Below are 19,800 nucleotides of genomic sequence, written 5' to 3' on the forward strand. Positions count from 1 at the left end.
AACATATCGGATGAAAATTTTTAGATAAATAACGTTGTGATGCTGTTCTGCTTATTTATTTCAATTGAGCATTTTAGATGCGGTATGTGTTAATTAGCAGTAATATATACAATACACAGAAGATTAATCAGCTTTACGGAATCACCGCACTTCTGTTTTTACTATTTCAAGGAGGGGATTAAGTATGAGTAAAAAGGTTGCTACACTTATAACAAATTTATTTGAAGATGTAGAATATACAGAGCCAGCACGGGCATTTAAAGAAGCTGGTCATCAAGTCATTACCATCGACAAACAATCAGCGAACGAAGTAACTGGTAAAAAAGGTGAAACAGTAAAAATTGATAAAGGGATTGCGGAAGTAAATCCTGCAGACTTTGACGCCTTACTTATTCCAGGTGGTTTCTCTCCTGATTTATTACGTGAAGACGACCGTTTTGGTGAATTTGCAAAAGCATTTATTCAAGAAGGAAAACCTGTTTTTGCTATTTGTCATGGACCACAAGTGCTAATTGATACTAATCTTTTAAAAGGCGTGGATATGACTGGCTTTAAATCTATTCGTAACGATTTAAAAAATGCGGGCGCAAACTACAAAGATGAAGAAGTTGTAGTAAGCAAGAACATTGTGACTAGCCGTACTCCGGATGATATCCCGGCATTTAATCGTGAAGCTTTAAAACTATTAGCTAACTAATAGTATACTTAGCGAAAAATGGGTTAATAACTGAATTTGAAGTTAACTAAAGCCTACATTCTAGTCGAACAGCCCTTTTAACAAATGGTAATAAGATTAAGCTATATATTTTACTGGTGGCAATACTCCAAGAGAGTAGGGCCACCTTTTTTGTCCATTAAATAAACTGGATTTACTATGTATGATAAATTAATTTCCCACTCAAAAATTTTGTTACCGAATGATTTTTTGTGCAGTAGGCAATCCTAATTTAAGCATACTTTCTATGTAGTGTTAAAAAATTTAAAAATATTTACCTGAAATTTCATGATACCCCATGACATCAAAGAAAGGGTCGATCATTAATGAGTTTGCACGACGATCTAAATTAAACGACGGGGGTCTTTTTTAGTAGAACTTTGAAAAACATCATCAACAGCAATTGGTATATAAAAATATACTATATATATAAAAAGTGCGTACTATTCACATTTTAAAGTAGGTATTATACTAACCTCTGTGCCAGGATTCTGCCTTCTTGTAATTATATCCCATTCTAGGGAGTGCTGGTTCCCTCTTTCACTGCTGAGATTGTTTAATGTTCTGGTTTAGAATATAGTAATGACTTCGCTGGAACACCTTTCCTCCCATCTTATTCCAACCAACTTGGTGGCGTGCAGCGGCGAGAAATAATCAAAATGTGGGCAGTTTAGTTATATGTAAGATGAGCATGCATGAGATCTTAGTCTGTTCAGAAATTAGTTAGGGATGACCTTAAGTTTAACAATTTATTCGTTGATTTTTGTTTTTTGACACAACTATAGGGGAAGACTGTTACAGTTCCCGATTACTAAGTAAGGAGTGAGCACATATGAACCGTTTCACTATTCCGAGAGATGTTTACTTTGGGGAAGGGTCGCTGGAAGTATTGAAAAGTCTTGAAGGGAAAAAAGCGACCATTGTGATTGGGGGTCAATCGATTAAAAAGTCCGGTTATTTAGATAAAATCGAATCCCATTTGCGTGAGGCTGGCATAGAAACCCAACTAATTGAAGGCGTTGAAAACGATCCATCAATAACAACCGCCCAAAACGGGGGCAAGAAGATGGAAGAATTCCAGCCGGATTGGATCATTGCCGCTGGTGGTGGATCGCCACTGGATGCGGCAAAGCTAATGTGGATTTTTTACGAAAACCCTGAGCTGCCATTTGATCAGATCAAGGCTCCCAACGTACTGCCGACATTGCGTAAGAAGGCGCGTTTCATCGCGATTTCAACAACTAGTGGAACAGGCAGCGATGTATCCCCATTCTCTGTCATTACAGACTATGATAAGGGAGTTAAGTATCCGGTATTCGGATATGAGATCACGCCTGATATTGCCATTATTGATCCTGAGTTGACGTATTCCATGCCGGCTTCCATTGTAGCTTATACGGGAATGGATGCTTTAACACACGGTATAGAAGCTTATGTGTCCACTGCGCATAACTCTTTTGCTGATCCGTTGGCAATGCAGTCGATCAGGCAGGTGGTAGAAAATATAGAAAAATCCGCATCTGGTGATAAAGCTGCAAGAGCAGAAATGCATTATGCACAAGCCATTGCAGGCATGGCCTTTTCTAATGGATTCCTAGGAATTGTCCACAGCCTTTCCCATAAGAGTGGGGCGATTTTTAAAATTCCGCATGGAACAGCTAATGCACTCTATCTCCCGTATGTGATTGATTATAATAGAAAGGCTGAAAGTTCAAGGTATGCTGACATCGCAAGGATGCTTGGTTTGGATGGCAGCACAGATGATGAATTAATTGATTCACTAACAGAACTGATAAGCCGCTTAAACAAATCTTTAAATCTTCCGCTCACTTTAAAGGAATTCGGTGTGGATGAGGCAGAATTTCATAAACACTTGGACCAGATGGCCGAGGGAGCTGTTGAAGACCCATGTACTCCATCGAATCCTAGACAAGTATCAGTAGAGGATATGAAAAAAATCTACATTGCGGCTTATAACGGAGATCGAATCGACTTCTAATGAGAACCTGAAAAGTTTGAAATGTTTCGTTTGTGATGATTGAGACTATGCAACGCATAGTGTAAATTTTAACTAACAAAAGGTTATTGTGTATTTAGGTTGGGTAACATAATTAAGACTTTTTCTAGAAAGGATGATCACCATGGCTATGAACACAACGGAACAATCTCTATCGGTACAACAAGCAATTGAAACACGTTATAGCATTCGCAAATATAAGCAGGAGCCTATTCCTCAGCAAGACCTAAATAAGATTTTTGAGTTGGTCCGCTTATCCCCAAGTGCTTGGAACCTTCAACCATGGCGTTTCCATGTAGTGACAGATAACGATCTAAAGGAAAAGGTGGAAGAAGCAGCTTATGGTCAAAAACAAGTAACTTCAGCACCCGCGGTTGTTGTGGTTACAAGTGATATGGAGGATGTACTTGCAAATATTGCTGACACTGTACATCCGGGACTTCCACCAGAGCGCAAGGAAGAAGAAGTGGCCAATCTGTCAGGATTTTTCAATGGAATGACGGTGGAAGATCGAGCTCAATGGGGATTAACCCAAACAAATATTGCTTTCGGGTTTTTAATGCTTGCCGTTCAAGGATATGGATATTCAAGCAATCCTATGCTGGGTTTTGATCAGGAAAAATTAAGAGAGCTCCTGAATCTTCCAGGGCATGTCAAATTTGCCGGCATTCTACCCATTGGTAAAGCAGATGCTGAAGGATATCCACATCATCGTTTTGACTTAGAAAAAATCGTTACATTCAATTAACCACAGGGTGCACTGGAGGGCTATTAAGTCCTCCTCTTTTATTTCAAGATGTAACGCCAGTCGCTCCTTTTTATAGGAACCAACAGTGGAAAAACATTTGCCTTCGATGATATATCTTATTAGATACACGGGGCTAAAGCTGTAATACAGCCAACCTATCAGCCTGATTACGCTTTACCGGTCTTTTGTTAAAGCCGATGAAGCAAAACCATAAATTAATTACACAACATAAATACAGTGATAAATTGATAAAAAACAATAGATAAATCCAACTTCTGGTTTCAAGTGAAAATGATGAGGAGAATGATACGGAAGACTTGTGTAGGAATGGAAGGAATGTTTGATTAGTAATCAGTGAAATACAGGGTTGTATTTATGTAGGTACTTGCACGGGGTTTTAAAAGGTGTTACTATTTTACTAATAATATTTATAATTGTAGGATTGTTACTGATGATTCGGGCAAAACCTAAAACTATAACTAGTTTTAGGTTTTATTTTTTTAATTTTAAAATAATTCACAAAAGGTGAACTATATGAAGATAGCAAAGGTAATTAATAACAATGTTGTTAGTGTCTTAGACGACCAGAACAAGGAGCTGGTCTTGATGGGCAGGGGCATTGCGTTTCAAAAGAAGTCCGGTGACCTTGTAGATGAAACGAGGATTGAGAAAATTTTCAGGCTAGACAATCGGGACATGTCTGAAAAGTTTAAAATGCTTCTTTATGATATTCCTTTAGAATATATGGAGGTATCAGAGGAAATTATCCAATATGCAAAGGAAAGCCTCGGAAAAAAATTAAATGACAGCATTTATGTGGCATTAACGGACCATATTAATTTTGCGATTGAAAGAAGCAAAACAGGGATGCAAATAACGAACGCGTTATTATGGGAAATCAAAAGGATCTATAAAGAAGAATATTCAATCGGTAAAGCGGCTTTAAATAAGATTGATAGGAAGCTAGGGATTTCTCTCCCGGAGGACGAAGCCGGGTTCATCGCCATGCATATTGTCAATGCGGAGTTAAATGAAGAAATGCCAAACGTCGTGAACATGACGAATCTAATTCAAGATATCTTAAACATTGTAAAATATCATTTTAAAATAGAGATTAATGAGGAATCATTAAATTATTTCCGGTTTTTGACCCATCTTCGTTTTTTTGCGCAGCGACTTTTTAGTAATATCAATTTGGAAAGCCAGGATGATTTTCTTTATGAAATGGTGAAGGAAAAGCATAAGGAGACATTTTTATGCACGCGAAAGATCCAGGAATATATAGAAAAAACCTATAACCAGGAGCTGACGAAAGAAGAAATGGGCTATCTCACCATTCATATTGAAAGGGTTGTAAAACGCCAATAAAAAGGAAAAAGAAAGCGTTGACATTAAAAGAAAGCGATGTTATTATTTACACATAATTAATATTAATTATTTAGGATTGTTACTGATTATGCAGGCAAAACCTAGATTGCAAAGCTGGATGAAGCGTGCAATTTAGGTTTTTTTCGTTTAATCGGTTCAATACGATTATAGGATTGTTACTGCAAAGCAGGCAAAACCTAAATCATGGCACCATGTGTATTTTCCATGGGCGTGGTTTAGGTTTTTTTATTCTCATCGGTTCGGGCCAAAGCCGATGAAGAGTTGATTGAAATAGGATTGTTACTGGTTAGCCAGGCAAAACCATTTTCGTTACTTTTTAAAAATTAAGGAGGACACGTTTATGGATTACAAAAAAACAGCGGGAGAAATTTTAGAATTAGTAGGTGGAGAAGGAAATATACAAAACCTAACGCATTGTATGACACGGCTCCGTTTCAACTTGTATGAAGAAGGCAAGGCGAATCGTAAAAAAATTGAAAAATTACCAGGCGTAATGGGAACTACGAATAGCGGTGGACAATTTCAAGTAATTATCGGAGATAAGGTTCCCGATGTTTTTGCTGAAATCACCAAAAACTCAAACATTACGAGCCACGGAAACAATACTGTAAATAAAAGTGCGAATAAAAATATTGTAAGTTCCATATTTGATTTTATTGCAGGAAGTTTTACACCTTTAATTCCGGTTATTGCTGGAGCAGGTATGCTAAAAGCTTTTGTAGCTTTATTTGTCTCATTAAAATGGATGTCGGATAAAAGCGAAACGTTTAAAATCTTAAACGTCATTGGAGATGCTGCCTTTTACTTTTTACCTATTTTACTTGCTTTTAGTGCAGCAAAGAAATTTAAAACGAATGAATATATAGCAGGAGCTTTAGCAGGCTCGCTTGTTTACCCTGATTTTGTAAATTTGATGAACAACCATGTTGCAACCGTACATTTCATCGGTTTACCAATTAAAGTTGTTAGTTATTCTTATTCTGTCATCCCAATCTTGTTGGCAGTTTGGTTTTTATCATATGTAGATAGATATTCTAATAAAGTCGTTCCAAATGCCGTTCGAACTATTTTTGCACCCTTGGTTACGCTGCTCATTGTAGTGCCAGTTACATTGATTGTGATTGGACCTTTAGGAAGTTATATTGGAAACGGACTATCATCCGTAATGGCACTATTGTATGGGAAGACTGGATTGGCTACGGGAATTATCCTTGGAGGAACCTTCTCTCTTATTATCATGACAGGTATGCACTATGCTTTCGTTCCAATTATGCTACAAAATATTGCTAAAATGGGCGGAGACTTTGTTTTACCGATTATGGGGATGGCGAATTTAGGACAAGCAGGTGCAGCTTTTGGTGTTTACCTTAAATCGAAGGATAAAAATTTGAAATCATTAGCCGCTTCTACGTCATTCACTGCCTTAATGGGTATTACAGAACCAGCCATGTATGGTGTTAATATGAAATTGAAACGTCCATTTATTGGTGCAGCCGTCGGTGGTGCGGTTGGCGGTGGCTTTGTAGGTGCTTTTGGTGCGAAAGCTCATGCTGTTGTTACACCTGCTTTAGCTTCCATTCCTATATTCATCGGTAATACATTTATCTATGTGATGATTGGATTTGCAATTAGTTTTGTTGTTGCTGCAGTGTTAACATACATTTTAGGATTTGAAGATAGTAAAGAAGACAGCAATCAAAGTAAAATGAACGAAAATCAAGTTAAAGAAGTATCGAATCCTGTTAATGGCAAAGTAGTAAAATTATCTGATGTTCGAGATGCAGCATTTTCAAGCGGAGCCATGGGCAAAGGAATCGCGATTGATCCTTCAGAAGGAAGAGTGGTTTCTCCCGTTAATGGAGTTGTATCGTCATTATTTAAAACAAAACATGCCATTGGTATCACTTCGGAAGAGGGCATCGAAATTTTAATTCATGTCGGAATCGATACAGTAAAATTAAATGGGGAACATTTCGCTGCTTATGTAAAACAAGGTGATAAAGTAAAAACAGGAGATTTGCTTGTTGAATTTGACCTGGAAAAAATCAAAAAAGCAGGTTTTGAAACCATTACGCCTGTGATCATCACCAACAGCGCAAATTACTCAGAAATTTCTACAACGAACCAAGAAAACATCTCAGAAAAAGAAACATTGTTAACAGTTATCGGTTAATGGATGACCTGACTGCTACTTCCTGTAGCAGTCAGAATGTTAAAATAATAGGAGCGTATTAAATGACAATTTCTAACTCTTTTCAATTTCCTAAGAACTTTTTATGGGGCGGTGCAACAGCTGCCAATCAATTAGAGGGAGCTTATAAAGAAGGCGGAAAAGGACTTAGTACGCCTGACGTTCTTCCGGGTGGAAAAGTACGTTTGAAAGTATTAAATGATCCTGGATTTGATTTTAAACTGAACCATGAAAAATACACTTATCCAAATCATGATGCTATTGATTTTTATCACCGTTATAAAGAAGATATTGCCCTTTTTGCTGAAATGGGATTCAAAGCATATCGCATGTCGATCGCTTGGACACGGATTTTCCCTACCGGTGAAGAATTAACACCAAATGAGGAAGGACTGGCTTTTTATGACCGTGTGTTTGATGAGTTACTTAAACACGGGATTGAGCCAGTTGTCACCATTTCACATTATGAAATGCCTTTGCATCTTGTAAAAGAGTACGGTGGATGGAGAAGCCGTAAATTGGTTACATTCTTTGAAAGATACGCAGATGCCCTGTTTAACCGTTATAAAAACAAAGTAAAATACTGGATGACTTTCAACGAAATCAACAGCAGTCTTCATATGCCGATTTTAGGCTTAGGGTTTGCGATTCAAGAAGAGGAAGACCACTATCAGCCAACTTTTCAATCCTATCACCATCAATTTGTAGCTAGTGCGATGGCGGTCAAAAAATGCCATGAAATCATCCCTGATGCACAAATCGGCTGCATGATCGTATATCTTCCGACTTATTCAGTAGATTGCAATCCTGAAAATGTCATGTATGCACTGCAAGAAGAAAGATTATTTAACTATTACTGCGGAGATGTACAGGTGCGCGGGGAGTATCCTGCTTTTATTAAACGGTATTTCCAAGAACATAATATTAAACTGGATATTCAAGAAGGAGATTTGGAACTTCTTAAAGAAAATCCAGTTGACTATATTGGTCTAAGTTATTACATGTCTCGCACAGAGAAAAAAGATAAATCACCTGAAGAAGTAGGTCAAGGCAATATTCTTGGAGGCATAAAGAATGCATTCCTAAAAACAAGCGACTGGGGATGGGAAATTGATCCGCTCGGACTTCGTATTTCTTTAAACCAATTGTACGACCGTTACCATAAGCCGTTATTTGTTGTAGAAAACGGTTTAGGTGCATATGATAAGGTCGAAGAAAACGGTTCTATCAATGATGACTACCGAATTGATTATCTTCGGGAACACATTAAAGCGATGGGTGAAGCAATCAAAGATGGCGTTAATTTAATGGGTTATACATCTTGGGGTTGTATTGACTTAGTTAGTGCTTCCACTGGAGAAATGTCGAAACGATACGGACTAATATATGTGGATAAGCATGACGATGGCAGAGGTACATTAGAGCGTAAAAAGAAAAAATCATTCTACTGGTATAAAAATGTCATCGCCACAAATGGTGATCAACTTTAATCAACAGGAGGGGATACCCCTATGTCTCCCGTACCGTTCGGTTTAAACAACTTGTTGTTACATTTTAAATGAATGTAAAGTGGTTTAACAATTACTCACAATTGATTCTTCTCTGGTTTGCTCAGCTTATGTGCGGCATGATGTAATAAACATCAGCTCATAACTGCCAGACAATATCTTATATCATTTTCTTAGAGAAGGTCTTCCATCGGTAGCTGATTGGAGGCCTTCTCTTTCCATTACCTTCCCTAAATCGTCCTTTTTTTCTGATTAAACACAGTTATGTTAAATGCATTAAAGGTATACTTATTCTAAAACCTAGGAAATATGTTCAGCCCAATCAAATGAGAGAATAAGAAAATGCTAGTCCGCACTAGATAGACATGGTCGATATGACTCTTGCAAATCCATATAAAAACCGGCATATTGAATGGGAGGAGGTGCGATATGCGGCACGATATACAACCGAATGAACGAGCTTTCTCTTCCAAGGAAGTCGCAGAAGAAGTGGGAATTGCTACTCCCACCGTTCGAAAGTATGGACAGATCTTAGAGCGGAATGGATATGAATTTTTGAAGGAAGGAGACAGGCGGATCTTTGTTCAAACTGATATAGGAGCGCTTATAGCGTTACGCGATACGGACAAGCCGCTGGACGATACAGCTAAAGATCTTGCTGAGCAGCAAAAAGAACGATTAGAAGAATCCATTGTAACCGACGTAGCGATCAACGATACATATGAACAATTACCGGCAGACCCTCATCAATTAAAAGAGATTTTGATGGTTTTGGTTAAGGAACTTGCAGCCACACGAGAAGTCAATGTCCAGTTGACAAGTGAAATGTCACAGCTTAAAACCAAGGTTTCACGTCTTCAGCAGGATCATCATGTTATAAGTTCAAGTATTGGGAATTCAGCACAAAGAACGAATGCTAAAATTGAAAAATTAACTGATCAGCAGAATGCTCATTATGAAAGCTTGCTGCAACAGGAAAAACAAAGAAGTGAATTCCTGGAAAAAGAACTGCAGCATTTGCGGGACGAACAGAAACAAGAATGGACTCTGCAAAGTAATTTTAATAGGCGTTTAGAGGAAGAGTTACGAAACCGTAAAGTAAAAAGAGGTTGGTTTTTTTCCTTATTTAAAAAGTGAGTGCCCGCTTCGGTTTTTGTCTTTTGTATTGCCTAACGATATAACTTACCAAATACACACTTAACAAGCGCCTCAAAAAATGGATTATTTCGTAATTTCTGCAACTAGGTAACAGCTATACAGCTAAAGAATCGTACAATATAGGTGTATTTTAGAAGTTTCTTTGTACCTTCTAGTCGAAATCCTATTCTTCAACTTTCGGCAATTTCCCGAGAAATATATCAAAACCTCAGTAGTAACGACAAATTAAGCCCTATGCAAGAAATCCCTGCTTTTATGCAAGCCTGTGCATTTATAGTATTTATGAATGCGAGTATATTATCTAAGATCTCGAAACCTAAGGGGATTGTGAGGCGCTTACCACATGTTCAAAGAGGGAATAAGATTAAGCAAAAAAGGAGCTGCTCTTGTGGGCAATTCCTTTTTTGTACTTGGGCTTTCGCTCATTGCGTATAACGTCTTCACATTTCCTCATTAAAAATAAACGTATTCAAAAACTCATTCCGAAACTTACCATCCGGGTCATACTTTAAAAGCAGCTCTCGGAATGCAGGCATCTTTTCATAAAGGGATTGGATCCTTGCAGGTGAGGTTGTAAACAGTTTTCCCCAATGCGGCTTTGCTTGAAAAGGTTCAAGCTTGTCTTCAATCAGTGGAAGCACCTTCTGGACTTCTGCCCAATTATCCTGCCAGGTAAAATGAAAGGCAACGGAATCCTGCTTATAGGATGGACTCATCCAAAGCTCGTCCTCCGCAATGGTCCGTACTTCGGATATTAATAAATGCTGCGCAATGTGTTCCCGGATCTCACTAATGGCACAAAGAGCCTTATAGGCATACTTGCGGTCCAAAATATATTCACTCTGGAGCTCCTTCCCTTTACTTGGAGTGAAATCCATCCGGAAATGCGGCATGCGGTCAAGCCAATCCCCAGCCACGCCCAGCTGTGCTGTACAATTTTCTGCCCCGACCCCAGGTACGGGATGGAGTTCTTCTTTGGCTGCACTTGATCCATAAAAGTCCTCTCCTAATGAAAAAGACTGATCATCTGTCAGTTTGCTTTTCAGCCAAACCTGGTTAAAGAACTCATCCCGCCAATCAGTAAACAGGCTGACGCTATAGGCACTGGAAAAAATGGCGTCAAAATCGTGTTTCAGCTGTTCTAATGGAAGATTCTCATAAACATCCTGCCTCATTTGATGACTTGGATGGATATCCAGTGTCAGTTTCGTGACTACACCGATTCCACCTAATCCCACAACCGCTCCATTTAATTCATCCTGGGATTTTTCTTTTGAAAAGGTTACAATACTACCATCAGCAGTGATCACTTCCATAGCGCGTACCGCTGAAGCTAAATTTTGATTCCTGTTACCTGAGCCATGTGTGGCTGTTGCACAAGCTCCCGCCACTGAAATGTGCGGAAGGGAAGCGAGGTTATGTAAGGCATAGCCATGCTGCTGAAGCACTTGGCAAAGGTCTCCATACTTGATTCCTGCTTCCACTGTTACGGTTTCTTTTTCTGGATCAATGGATAAGACCTTACCTAGTTTTTGCAGGGATATCATATTCTCATTAGAATCTGCTATGCTATTAAATGAGTGGCGAGTTCCAATAACGCGCAGCTTTTTAACCCTGGCAACCAATTGTTGGAGCTCTTTAACAGATTCAGGTTCATACCAATTAGTTGTACTATATTGAAAATTGCCAGCCCAATTTCGTTTCAAAACCATGATCCTCACTCCTCTTTTACTGTTGCATTAGCATTAATATAGGCATAAGTAGCAAGAATTTTCAATCACTATACCCTCAACTACCATCCGCGTATTGCCGCACAAGCTAAAAAATACCAGATAGTGAAAATCCAAATAATGTCGTAGAATAAGAAGATCGTGTATTTCTTATAGAGCACTATTTGTGCTGGAATATAAAACAGATATAAGGCCTGCTTCAATATAGGGGGCATGGGAGTAATCCTATATTCGAAGGTATTTTGCCTCAGTAATCTGTCTAAAATGTAAAATGAGTGTTGAAAGGGGATTCTACAGCTTGGATGAGAAATATTTAGATTTATTAGCTAAAAGATATGACAGTGAAGATAAAGTGGTGAAAGAAATTATTAATCTTGAAGCCATACTTAATTTACCAAAAGGAACAGAACACTTTGTCAGTGATCTGCATGGGGAGTATCAAGCCTTTCAACATGTGCTGAGAAATGGTTCCGGGAAGGTCAAAGAGAAAATCCGGGATTTGTTTCAAGGTGTTTTATTTGAAAAGGAAATCAATGAATTTGCAACATTGGTTTACTATCCTGAGGAAAAGCTGCAGCTTATTAAAAATGACTTTAGTAATAAGCAAGAGTTAAATCAATGGTATGCAGTCATCATCGAGCGGATGATCAGGCTCATTTCTTATTCCTCTTCAAAATATACGAGATCAAAGCTGCGTAAGGCACTGCCGAAACCATTTGTTTATATCATAGAGGAGCTCCTATATAAGACAGATGATTCGAATAAGGAACAATATTACACAGAAATTGTCCAGCAGGTTATCTCCTTGGGCCAGGCGGATAAGCTCATAACAGGGCTTGCTTATACGACTCAGAGATTGGTTGTGGACCATCTCCACGTCGTTGGGGATATTTATGACCGCGGACCTCAGCCTGATAAAATAATGGACACGCTGATCAACTATCATTCCGTTGATATTCAATGGGGAAATCATGATGTTCTTTGGCTGGGTGCCTTTGCTGGTTCAATGGTTTGTCTGGCAAATATTATCCGTATCTCTGCCCGGTATAACAACCTGGATATTATTGAAGATGTATATGGAATCAATCTTAGACCCCTGCTGAATCTTGCGGATAAATATTATAGCGATAATCCTGCTTTTAGACCAAAGAAGCAGTCCGATAAAAAATTATCAAATCTTGAGCAATTACAAATTACAAAAATTCACCAAGCCATTGCAATGATTCAATTCAAATTGGAGAGTCCAATCATTAAAAGACGCCCATATTTTAATATGTCTGAGAGATTGCTGCTTGAAAAAATTGATTATGACAAGAATGAAATCACCCTTAATGGGGAGACTTACCCTCTGGAAAACAGCTGTTTTGCGACGGTTAATCCTGAACAGCCCGATCTATTATCAGATGAAGAACAACAGGTTATGGAACGATTATTATTTTCATTCCAGCATTCAGAAAAGCTGGCCAGACATATGGAATTCCTGATGAAGAAGGGGAGTCTGTATTTAAAATATAATGGAAATCTATTAATACATGGCTGTATTCCTTTAAATAATGAAGGAAAAATGGAGAAAATGGAGATTGAAGATAAAACATATTCCGGCCGGGACTTACTAGATATTTTTGAATATTATTTACGCTATGCCTTTGCACATCCTGAAGCGACGGATGATCTAGCGACAGATATGGTCTGGTACTTGTGGACAGGGGAGTATTCATCCCTCTTTGGAAAACGGGAGATGACCACCTTTGAGAGATACTTTATAAAGGATAAGAAAACCCATAAAGAGAACAAAAATCCATACTATCATTTACGTGAAGACGAAGAGGTCTGCCGCCGAATCTTAACTGATTTCGGCCTTAACCCCGACCATGGACATATTATAAATGGCCATACACCCGTTAAAGAAATTGAGGGAGAAAATCCAATTAAAGCAAATAGCAAAATGATCGTGATTGATGGAGGATTTTCAAAGGCCTACCAGCCCACAACAGGTATAGCTGGATATACATTATTATATAATTCCTACGGCATGCAGCTGGTCGCCCATCAGCATTTTATATCAAAAGAAGACGTTCTGCGCAACGGGACAGATGAGCTGTCGGTAAAAAGGGTAGTTGATAAGGAATTAGAGAGAAAAAAGGTTAGAGAAACAAATGTCGGCAAGGAAATATTAGAAGAGATCTCGATATTGAATAGTCTGAGGGAATATCGTTATATGAATTGACATACGTATGAAGACCAAATCATACGCCGAACGAGAAAAAAGTGTCTTCCACACTGTTCCGGTTTTGTTTAGCCGCGGCCCAGCCGCCCCGGAAATTCAAAAAAAAGACTGCCGCCGGGCAGTCTTTTTTTGATCGTACGTACATGTATTAAATAGGAAAATATGAAATTTAAATACTCATAATACCGCCCTTAGATGCGTTTGTCACAAGTTTTGAATATCTTCCTAACCAGCCATGCTTGATCTTAGGTTCGAAGGGTTTTAGGGATTTTCGGCGCTCCTCTAAAACTTCATCCGATAGTTTTACATTCATGGTTCTGTTTGGCAGGTCAATTACGATGATATCTCCATTTTCGATTAAGGCAATAGGTCCGCCTTCTGCAGCTTCGGGAGAAATATGCCCGATTGAGATGCCGCGGGAAGCTCCCGAGAAACGGCCGTCAGTTAAGAGAGCGACCGTACTTCCTAAACCTCTGCCCACGATGGAAGAAGTCGGTCCGAGCATTTCCGGCATGCCGGGTCCGCCTTTAGGGCCTTCATAGCGGATGACCACCACATGTCCTTCTCTAACTGCTCCGTTATCAATGGCTGCCTGTGCTTCTTCTTGAGATTCAAAAACAATTGCTTCCCCTTCAAACTCTTTAATGGAAGGATCCACAGCCCCCACCTTAATCACAGCCCCTTCAGGAGCGATATTTCCGTATAAGATGGATAATCCGCCTACAGGACTGTATGGGTTATCTTTTGTACGAATCACATTTTCGTTCGTGATTTCATGCCCTTTTACCAGCTCGCCCATTGTTTTGCCTGTTATGGTGAGGCGGTCTGGGTGAATGGCATTAGGAATTTTGGTTAATTCATTTATAATTGCACTGACGCCGCCGGCTTTATTGATATCATCCATGGAAAAATCAGATGCAGGCATGATTTTGGCAAGATAAGGAACGCGTTCAGCTACTTTATTGATTTCCTCTAAGTTGTACTCGATTTCAGCTTCATTGGCAATCGCTAATGTATGGAGGACCGTATTCGTTGATCCGCCCATCGCCATATCCAATGCAAAGGCATCGTCAATTGCTTCTTTTGTGATAATATCACGGGGCTTGACATCTTCTTCGATCATACGAACCAAGTGTTTGGCTGCTTCATAAATCAACTCTTTGCGTTTTTCGCTGGTTGCCACAATGGATCCGTTGCCCGGAAGTGCTATACCCAGCATCTCCATTAAGCAGTTCATCGAGTTTGCTGTAAACATACCGGAACAGGAGCCACAGGTTGGGCAGGCATTATGTTCGATATCTTTAAATTCTTCCTCTGTCATTTTACCTGATTTATAGGCACCAACACCTTCAAAAACAGAGGATAGGGACAGCTGTTTTCCACTGGAGCTTGTACCGGCCTCCATGGGTCCGCCTGACACGAAGACGGAAGGGACGTTTGTACGGACAGCCGCCATTAACATGCCAGGTGTGATTTTGTCACAGTTTGGAATGTAAAATACTCCGTCAAACCAGTGAGCATTAATAACGGTCTCGGCACTGTCAGCAATTAATTCACGGCTTGGCAGGGAATAGCGCATCCCGATATGGCCCATGGCAATCCCGTCATCCACGCCGATTGTATTGAATTCAAACGGAACGCCGCCGGCCTCGATGATGGCCTCTTTGACGACATCTGCAAATTCGCGCAAATGTACATGCCCAGGAATAATATCGATATAAGAGTTGCATATCCCAATGAACGGCTTTCCTAAGTCTTTGGCTTTTACTTTCCCTGTCGCATATAAAAGACTGCGGTGAGGAGCACGGTCTACCCCGATCTTTATCATGTCGCTTCTCATCTAAACTCACACCCTTGTATTTTTTATCTGAATATTATGTATTTTATAATGGGTGTTGTCTGCCGTCAATAGGGTTGTATGACAAAAACGACATCCTGGCTGATCCAAAATGATGTTTGGATTGGGTACTATTCAATTCCTAATTCCTTCATTGCATGCAAGATGTGAATTTTCATGGCACTTCTTGCGCCCTCAGGATTCCGGTTTACCATAAATTCCATGATCATCTTATGATCATTCACCGTATCGATGATGGCTAATTCCTTTTTCATTGAAAGGATCACGCCCTTGTTGATTGCTTGATAGATGACTGGCATGAGTTTCTCCATAAATTTATTATGGGCACCCTTTACGATGGATTGATGAAATTTTTGTTCAACTTCTGTCCGATCCTCATTGCGGTTAATTTTTTGTTCGATTTGCCATCCATATTCTACAATGCGCTTTATTTCAGCATTGCTTGCCCTGATGGTCGCATAGTAGGCTGCTTCCGGTTCAAAAATTAAGCGCATTTCATACAAATCCTTCGCATTGATCTTGGCATCCGCCGCGAAATCAAACGATTCCATTATACTTAAATCAATATCTTCTTTTATAAACGTACCTTTTCCGCGCCTGATCTCCAGCACGCCATTCGTGACCAATATCCGGATCGCTTCACGAAGTGTAGTTCTGCTTATATTCAGTTCCTCTGATAAGTCATTTTCATTGGGAAGCTTATCACCTGGAAGGAATCGTTTTTCTATGGTAATCATCGACATGATATCGTCTGCTGCACGATCAGATAGCCTTTTTTGAATCATCTAATCTGTCCACCCTGTTTTTTTGTTAAGTATAGCATACAGGTTGTCTAATCGTAATTTGTTGTCTGTTTACTAAAATAATAAAAGAGCTCTCACTTGAAAGAGCGCTTTGTAAGGGTCTTATAGATTAATACTGTAAGAAACATTAGATGCCGCCGGATACACTTAATGTTTCACCGGTAACAGATCCTGCAGCATCAGAAGCCAGATAAATCGCCGCAGCGGGGACATCAGATGATTCAACAAATCGTTTTAAAGAGCTTGGGTGAACTCTCTGATGTTAGTATTTATTTAAAAAAGTAAGAATAAATTAACTATTATCTTTATAGTCTAAAAAGGTATAATTTACCTGATTATACTACTTTAGAACTATGGAGGTCCTTTATGATTTGGTTTACCAAATGGGCATTACGGAATAAAGCGGCATTGACCTTTGCTGTAATTGCCTCGATGATTTTTGGGATTTTTAGCTACACTACGATTCCAATGGAGCTGATGCCCTCTGTCGATCAGCCCTATGTCACCATTTCAGTGGTTGGTAACGGCATGGATGCAGTAAGTATGGATGAACAAGTGGCACAGCCAATTGAAAAAGCTTTGAATGGCGTCAAAGGAAAACAAAATGTAACAGCTCAAACAGGAAATAACTTTACCCAGCTTTCAGTCACATTTGATTCTGACATTAATGTGAAAGAGGCAAAACAGCAGGTGCAGGAAAAGGTTTCAATGGTGACTCTCCCAAATGGGGTTATGAAGCCATATGTAGTCAACCTCAACACTTCAGAAATCCCCATTGTGCAATTAGGCCTTACCTTTGATAAGGATATTGGAAACAATGAAGTGAACCTTGTCGAAAATGAGATTATGCCGATGATAAAAGACATAAAAGGTGTCGGCAATGTGATTACATATGGCGGGGAGAATCAACAGGTGTTGATTAAAGTCGATACTGCCAAATTAACGAAAGCAAAATATCCACTTGAGAAACTATATACCCTTCTCCAGGGGAAAAATGCGTCCGTTGCCGTGGGTGAACAAAAGCTGAACAATGAAGCAACAAGCATTATCGTAACAGGGAAATTGGAAACAATCGATGAAATAAAAAACATCCAGTTAAACAGCAGCACTACGTTGCAGGATGTTGCCGATATCAGCCTGCAGAGCGATACGAAAAGCATTACTCATTTAAACGGAAAAAATTTTATTGAAGTAGTTGTACAGAAAGATTCCACCTCCAATGCAGTAACTCTTGGAAAACAAGTAGAAGAATCCATGAAGAAAATCAATCAGGACTATAAAGGAAGATTACATGGAACCATCATTCTTAATTTAGCGGATACAGTGCTTGATTCCATTAATTCGATGACAAGAGAAGTGCTGATGGGGGCTTTATTTGCCACGCTGATTATTTTCTTATTCCTCCGCAGCTTCCGAATGACCTTGATAACGATCATCAGCATCCCACTGTCCCTGTGTATTACGATGATTTTACTTTCATTCTTCGGCGTTACCTTAAATATCCTGACGCTTGGAGGAATTGCAGTATCAGTTGGACGGCTTGTGGATGACAGTATCGTGGTAGTGGAAAATATTTATCGCAGGAAAAATGATCACGAATTAACTCCTGCCTTTCTTATTGAAGCGGTAAAAGAGGTTGGTTCAGCCATTACCTCTTCAACTCTTACAACGGTGGCAGTATTCCTTCCCATGATGATTGTTTCGGGAGGTTTAAGGGATCTTATTTCACCTTTTGCGATTACGATCACTTGCTCATTGCTATCCTCTCTCCTTGTTTCGCTGACGGTGGTGCCAGCACTCAGCGGCCGCATGATGAAAAAGGTAAAGATCAAAGAACAAAAGACGAGTTCGTTCTATCCATCCGTTTTGAAATGGTCGCTTAATCACAAATGGCTTCCGATCTTAGTTGCTGTTTTGGTAGTGATCGGATCTGTCGGGTTATTTGCCAGCATGCCGAAGGGTTCTGTCGACCAGAAGGATTCAGCTTATGTTTCGGTTGTTCTTCAATTTCATAATGGAACTCCATTTAGTGAATTAAAAGACGGCGTTTCGAACATGGAAGCCATTCTCACAGATAAAAAAGCGGTAAAGGCCCATATTGTTTTGGCAGGAAATAGCCAGGATGCTGCACAATACGGCAGTCTGCAAGATGAAAACCAAGTCCAATTTATGGTTTTTCTTAAAGAAGGAGCAGATTCCTCCAAGTTTGTTGAAGACATCAGAACAGCAAAAGAACAATTTCCGGGTGCGGAACTAACAGCTGATACAGCTGGATTGCTGGGGCCGAATAAAACAACTTTATCCGTTGATGTAATTGGCAGAAATGATGCCGATGTTAAAAAAGCATCTGATATTGTAAAGAAAAAAATAAGCGGCATGGATGGAGTTGAAAAAGCAGAAAGCAACGATCAAAACACTAAACCAACTGTTACCATAACGGTGGATTCAAAATTATCAAATGCACAGGCAATCGCCCAGTCCGTGAACGCGATGATCCAGCCTGCTGTCATTGGAAACCTTAGGATTGAAGGGCGGATCACCACCGTTAAATTAGGGGCATTAAAAGAAATCCAAACTGCGGATGACTTGAAAAATCTGCAGATTATAACCCCGAATGGACCGACTGCACTATCCAGCATGGCCAAGGTGGAGGAGAACAAGCAGCAAGGTACCATTTTCTCTAAAGACGGACATCATTATCTTCAAGTGACGGCTCAAGTTGATCCAGATAAAATGGTAGACGTTGCCGGAAAAATAAAGAAACAACTCCTGGTTTGGGACAAAAATAACACGTTTGCCAAAGGAACAAGCGCAGAAATCACTGGTTCTTCAATGCAGTCATCAGATCAATTAGGGGAACTTGCCAAATTGTCCATGCTCTCCATTGGTATCGTATTTATGATTTTGCTTGTTACCTTAAAATCATTCCGGGCAAGCATTGCTATCTTGATTTCGCTTCCGCTTGCGGCTATCGGATCGCTGTTGGGGCTGGTCATTACCCACTCAAGCATTAATATTTCATCCGGTATCGGAATGCTCATGCTCGTTGGTATTGTTGTAACAAATGCAATCGTGCTGGTTGACAGAATCCGCCATAATGAGGAAAGAATGACGATTCGCGAAGCGATTATGGAAGCAGGAACCGTTCGTCTCCGTCCCATTCTGATGACAGCCCTTGCCACGGTATTTGCCATGCTGCCGCTTTTGGTTACACATGAATCAGCGATGAGTTTAAATCTCGTTTCAAAAGGGCTTGCCGTAGTCGTGATATTTGGACTCATTATTTCCACACTTTTGACACTGATTGTTATTCCAACATTTTATGAATTGTTCCACTTCCGGAAAGCTAAAAAACAAAGGCTGCAAGACAGTCGCATAGCAGGTGCGTTAGATCAATAACTGCCTATCGGATTAGATGAATTCTGGACTCCTTACTTCTTAAAAGATCGTACATAT

At 39.6% G+C, this 19,800-nt stretch carries 12 protein-coding genes and 1 pseudogene; 9 read left to right on the plus strand and 4 right to left on the minus strand.

Going from position 1 to position 19,800, the window contains the following annotated elements:
* Positions 1 to 184: 184 nt before the first annotated feature.
* The 7 genes from H539_RS0107900 (at position 185) to H539_RS0107930 (ending at position 9,705) form a co-directional block, all read left to right on the plus strand.
* Positions 185 to 697, plus strand: coding sequence for a type 1 glutamine amidotransferase domain-containing protein (locus tag H539_RS0107900; RefSeq protein WP_026693066.1), 513 nt, complete (start codon positions 185 to 187; stop codon positions 695 to 697).
* Positions 698 to 1,547: 850 nt separating this feature from the next.
* The gene (locus H539_RS0107905; protein ID WP_026693067.1) at positions 1,548 to 2,714 is read left to right on the plus strand and encodes an iron-containing alcohol dehydrogenase; all 1,167 of its coding nucleotides are present in this window, start codon (positions 1,548 to 1,550) and stop codon (positions 2,712 to 2,714) included.
* A 142-nt stretch (positions 2,715 to 2,856) separates the two neighbouring features.
* Positions 2,857 to 3,480 (plus strand): nitroreductase family protein, encoded by a 624-nt coding sequence (locus tag H539_RS0107910; protein ID WP_245602143.1) that lies wholly within the window; start codon positions 2,857 to 2,859, stop codon positions 3,478 to 3,480.
* A 534-nt stretch (positions 3,481 to 4,014) separates the two neighbouring features.
* Complete coding sequence (gene licT, locus H539_RS0107915; RefSeq protein WP_026693069.1) at positions 4,015 to 4,848, plus strand: BglG family transcription antiterminator LicT; 834 nt, start codon at positions 4,015 to 4,017, stop codon at positions 4,846 to 4,848.
* Between the two features lie 361 nt (positions 4,849 to 5,209).
* The gene (locus H539_RS0107920; RefSeq protein ID WP_026693070.1) at positions 5,210 to 7,042 is read left to right on the plus strand and encodes a beta-glucoside-specific PTS transporter subunit IIABC; all 1,833 of its coding nucleotides are present in this window, start codon (positions 5,210 to 5,212) and stop codon (positions 7,040 to 7,042) included.
* A gap of 62 nt (positions 7,043 to 7,104) precedes the next feature.
* Positions 7,105 to 8,550, plus strand: coding sequence for a glycoside hydrolase family 1 protein (locus H539_RS0107925; protein WP_026693071.1), 1,446 nt, complete (start codon positions 7,105 to 7,107; stop codon positions 8,548 to 8,550).
* 447 nt (positions 8,551 to 8,997) lie between these two features.
* Positions 8,998 to 9,705 (plus strand): SH3 domain-containing protein, encoded by a 708-nt coding sequence (locus tag H539_RS0107930; protein ID WP_026693072.1) that lies wholly within the window; start codon positions 8,998 to 9,000, stop codon positions 9,703 to 9,705.
* 461 nt (positions 9,706 to 10,166) lie between these two features.
* Here the strand turns inward: H539_RS0107930 and H539_RS0107940 are convergent, their stop codons facing one another.
* Positions 10,167 to 11,438: an FAD-binding protein gene (locus H539_RS0107940; RefSeq protein ID WP_026693073.1), complete on the minus strand. Its 1,272-nt coding sequence runs from the start codon at positions 11,436 to 11,438 to the stop codon at positions 10,167 to 10,169.
* A 316-nt stretch (positions 11,439 to 11,754) separates the two neighbouring features.
* Between H539_RS0107940 and H539_RS0107945 the strand changes: the two genes are divergently transcribed.
* Positions 11,755 to 13,683 (plus strand): fructose-1,6-bisphosphatase, encoded by a 1,929-nt coding sequence (locus tag H539_RS0107945; RefSeq protein WP_026693074.1) that lies wholly within the window; start codon positions 11,755 to 11,757, stop codon positions 13,681 to 13,683.
* Between the two features lie 169 nt (positions 13,684 to 13,852).
* Here the strand turns inward: H539_RS0107945 and ilvD are convergent, their stop codons facing one another.
* The 3 genes and pseudogenes from ilvD to H539_RS33415 form a co-directional block, all read right to left on the minus strand.
* A complete protein-coding gene (gene ilvD / locus H539_RS0107950; protein WP_026693075.1) occupies positions 13,853 to 15,523 on the minus strand; it encodes a dihydroxy-acid dehydratase in 1,671 nt (556 codons plus the stop codon).
* Between the two features lie 128 nt (positions 15,524 to 15,651).
* Positions 15,652 to 16,326, minus strand: a complete 675-nt coding sequence (locus H539_RS0107955; protein ID WP_026693076.1) for a FadR/GntR family transcriptional regulator — start codon at positions 16,324 to 16,326, stop codon at positions 15,652 to 15,654.
* Between the two features lie 145 nt (positions 16,327 to 16,471).
* Positions 16,472 to 16,576, minus strand: a pseudogene (locus tag H539_RS33415) (SDR family oxidoreductase); the annotation flags it as partial.
* A gap of 134 nt (positions 16,577 to 16,710) precedes the next feature.
* Between H539_RS33415 and H539_RS0107960 the strand changes: the two are divergent.
* A complete protein-coding gene (locus H539_RS0107960; protein ID WP_026693077.1) occupies positions 16,711 to 19,743 on the plus strand; it encodes an efflux RND transporter permease subunit in 3,033 nt (1,010 codons plus the stop codon).
* The last annotated feature ends 57 nt before the right edge of the window (positions 19,744 to 19,800 follow it).

This window comes from Peribacillus kribbensis DSM 17871 (assembly GCF_000430765.1).
GTDB classification, from domain to species: Bacteria; Bacillota; Bacilli; order Bacillales; family DSM-1321; genus Paraperibacillus; species Paraperibacillus kribbensis.

Excerpts from the sequence above, each read along its gene's own strand:
- H539_RS0107900 (WP_026693066.1), top strand. The coding sequence starts at position 185 with ATGAGTAAAAAGGTTGCTACACTTATAACAAATTTATTTGAAGATGTA.
- H539_RS0107905 (WP_026693067.1), top strand. The coding sequence starts at position 1,548 with ATGAACCGTTTCACTATTCCGAGAGATGTTTACTTTGGGGAAGGGTCG.
- H539_RS0107910 (WP_245602143.1), top strand. The coding sequence starts at position 2,857 with ATGGCTATGAACACAACGGAACAATCTCTATCGGTACAACAAGCAATT.
- licT (WP_026693069.1), top strand. The coding sequence starts at position 4,015 with ATGAAGATAGCAAAGGTAATTAATAACAATGTTGTTAGTGTCTTAGAC.
- H539_RS0107920 (WP_026693070.1), top strand. The coding sequence starts at position 5,210 with ATGGATTACAAAAAAACAGCGGGAGAAATTTTAGAATTAGTAGGTGGA.
- H539_RS0107925 (WP_026693071.1), top strand. The coding sequence starts at position 7,105 with ATGACAATTTCTAACTCTTTTCAATTTCCTAAGAACTTTTTATGGGGC.
- H539_RS0107930 (WP_026693072.1), top strand. The coding sequence starts at position 8,998 with ATGCGGCACGATATACAACCGAATGAACGAGCTTTCTCTTCCAAGGAA.
- H539_RS0107940 (WP_026693073.1), bottom strand. The coding sequence starts at position 11,438 with ATGGTTTTGAAACGAAATTGGGCTGGCAATTTTCAATATAGTACAACT.
- ilvD (WP_026693075.1), bottom strand. The coding sequence starts at position 15,523 with ATGAGAAGCGACATGATAAAGATCGGGGTAGACCGTGCTCCTCACCGC.
- H539_RS0107955 (WP_026693076.1), bottom strand. The coding sequence starts at position 16,326 with ATGATTCAAAAAAGGCTATCTGATCGTGCAGCAGACGATATCATGTCG.
- H539_RS0107960 (WP_026693077.1), top strand. The coding sequence starts at position 16,711 with ATGATTTGGTTTACCAAATGGGCATTACGGAATAAAGCGGCATTGACC.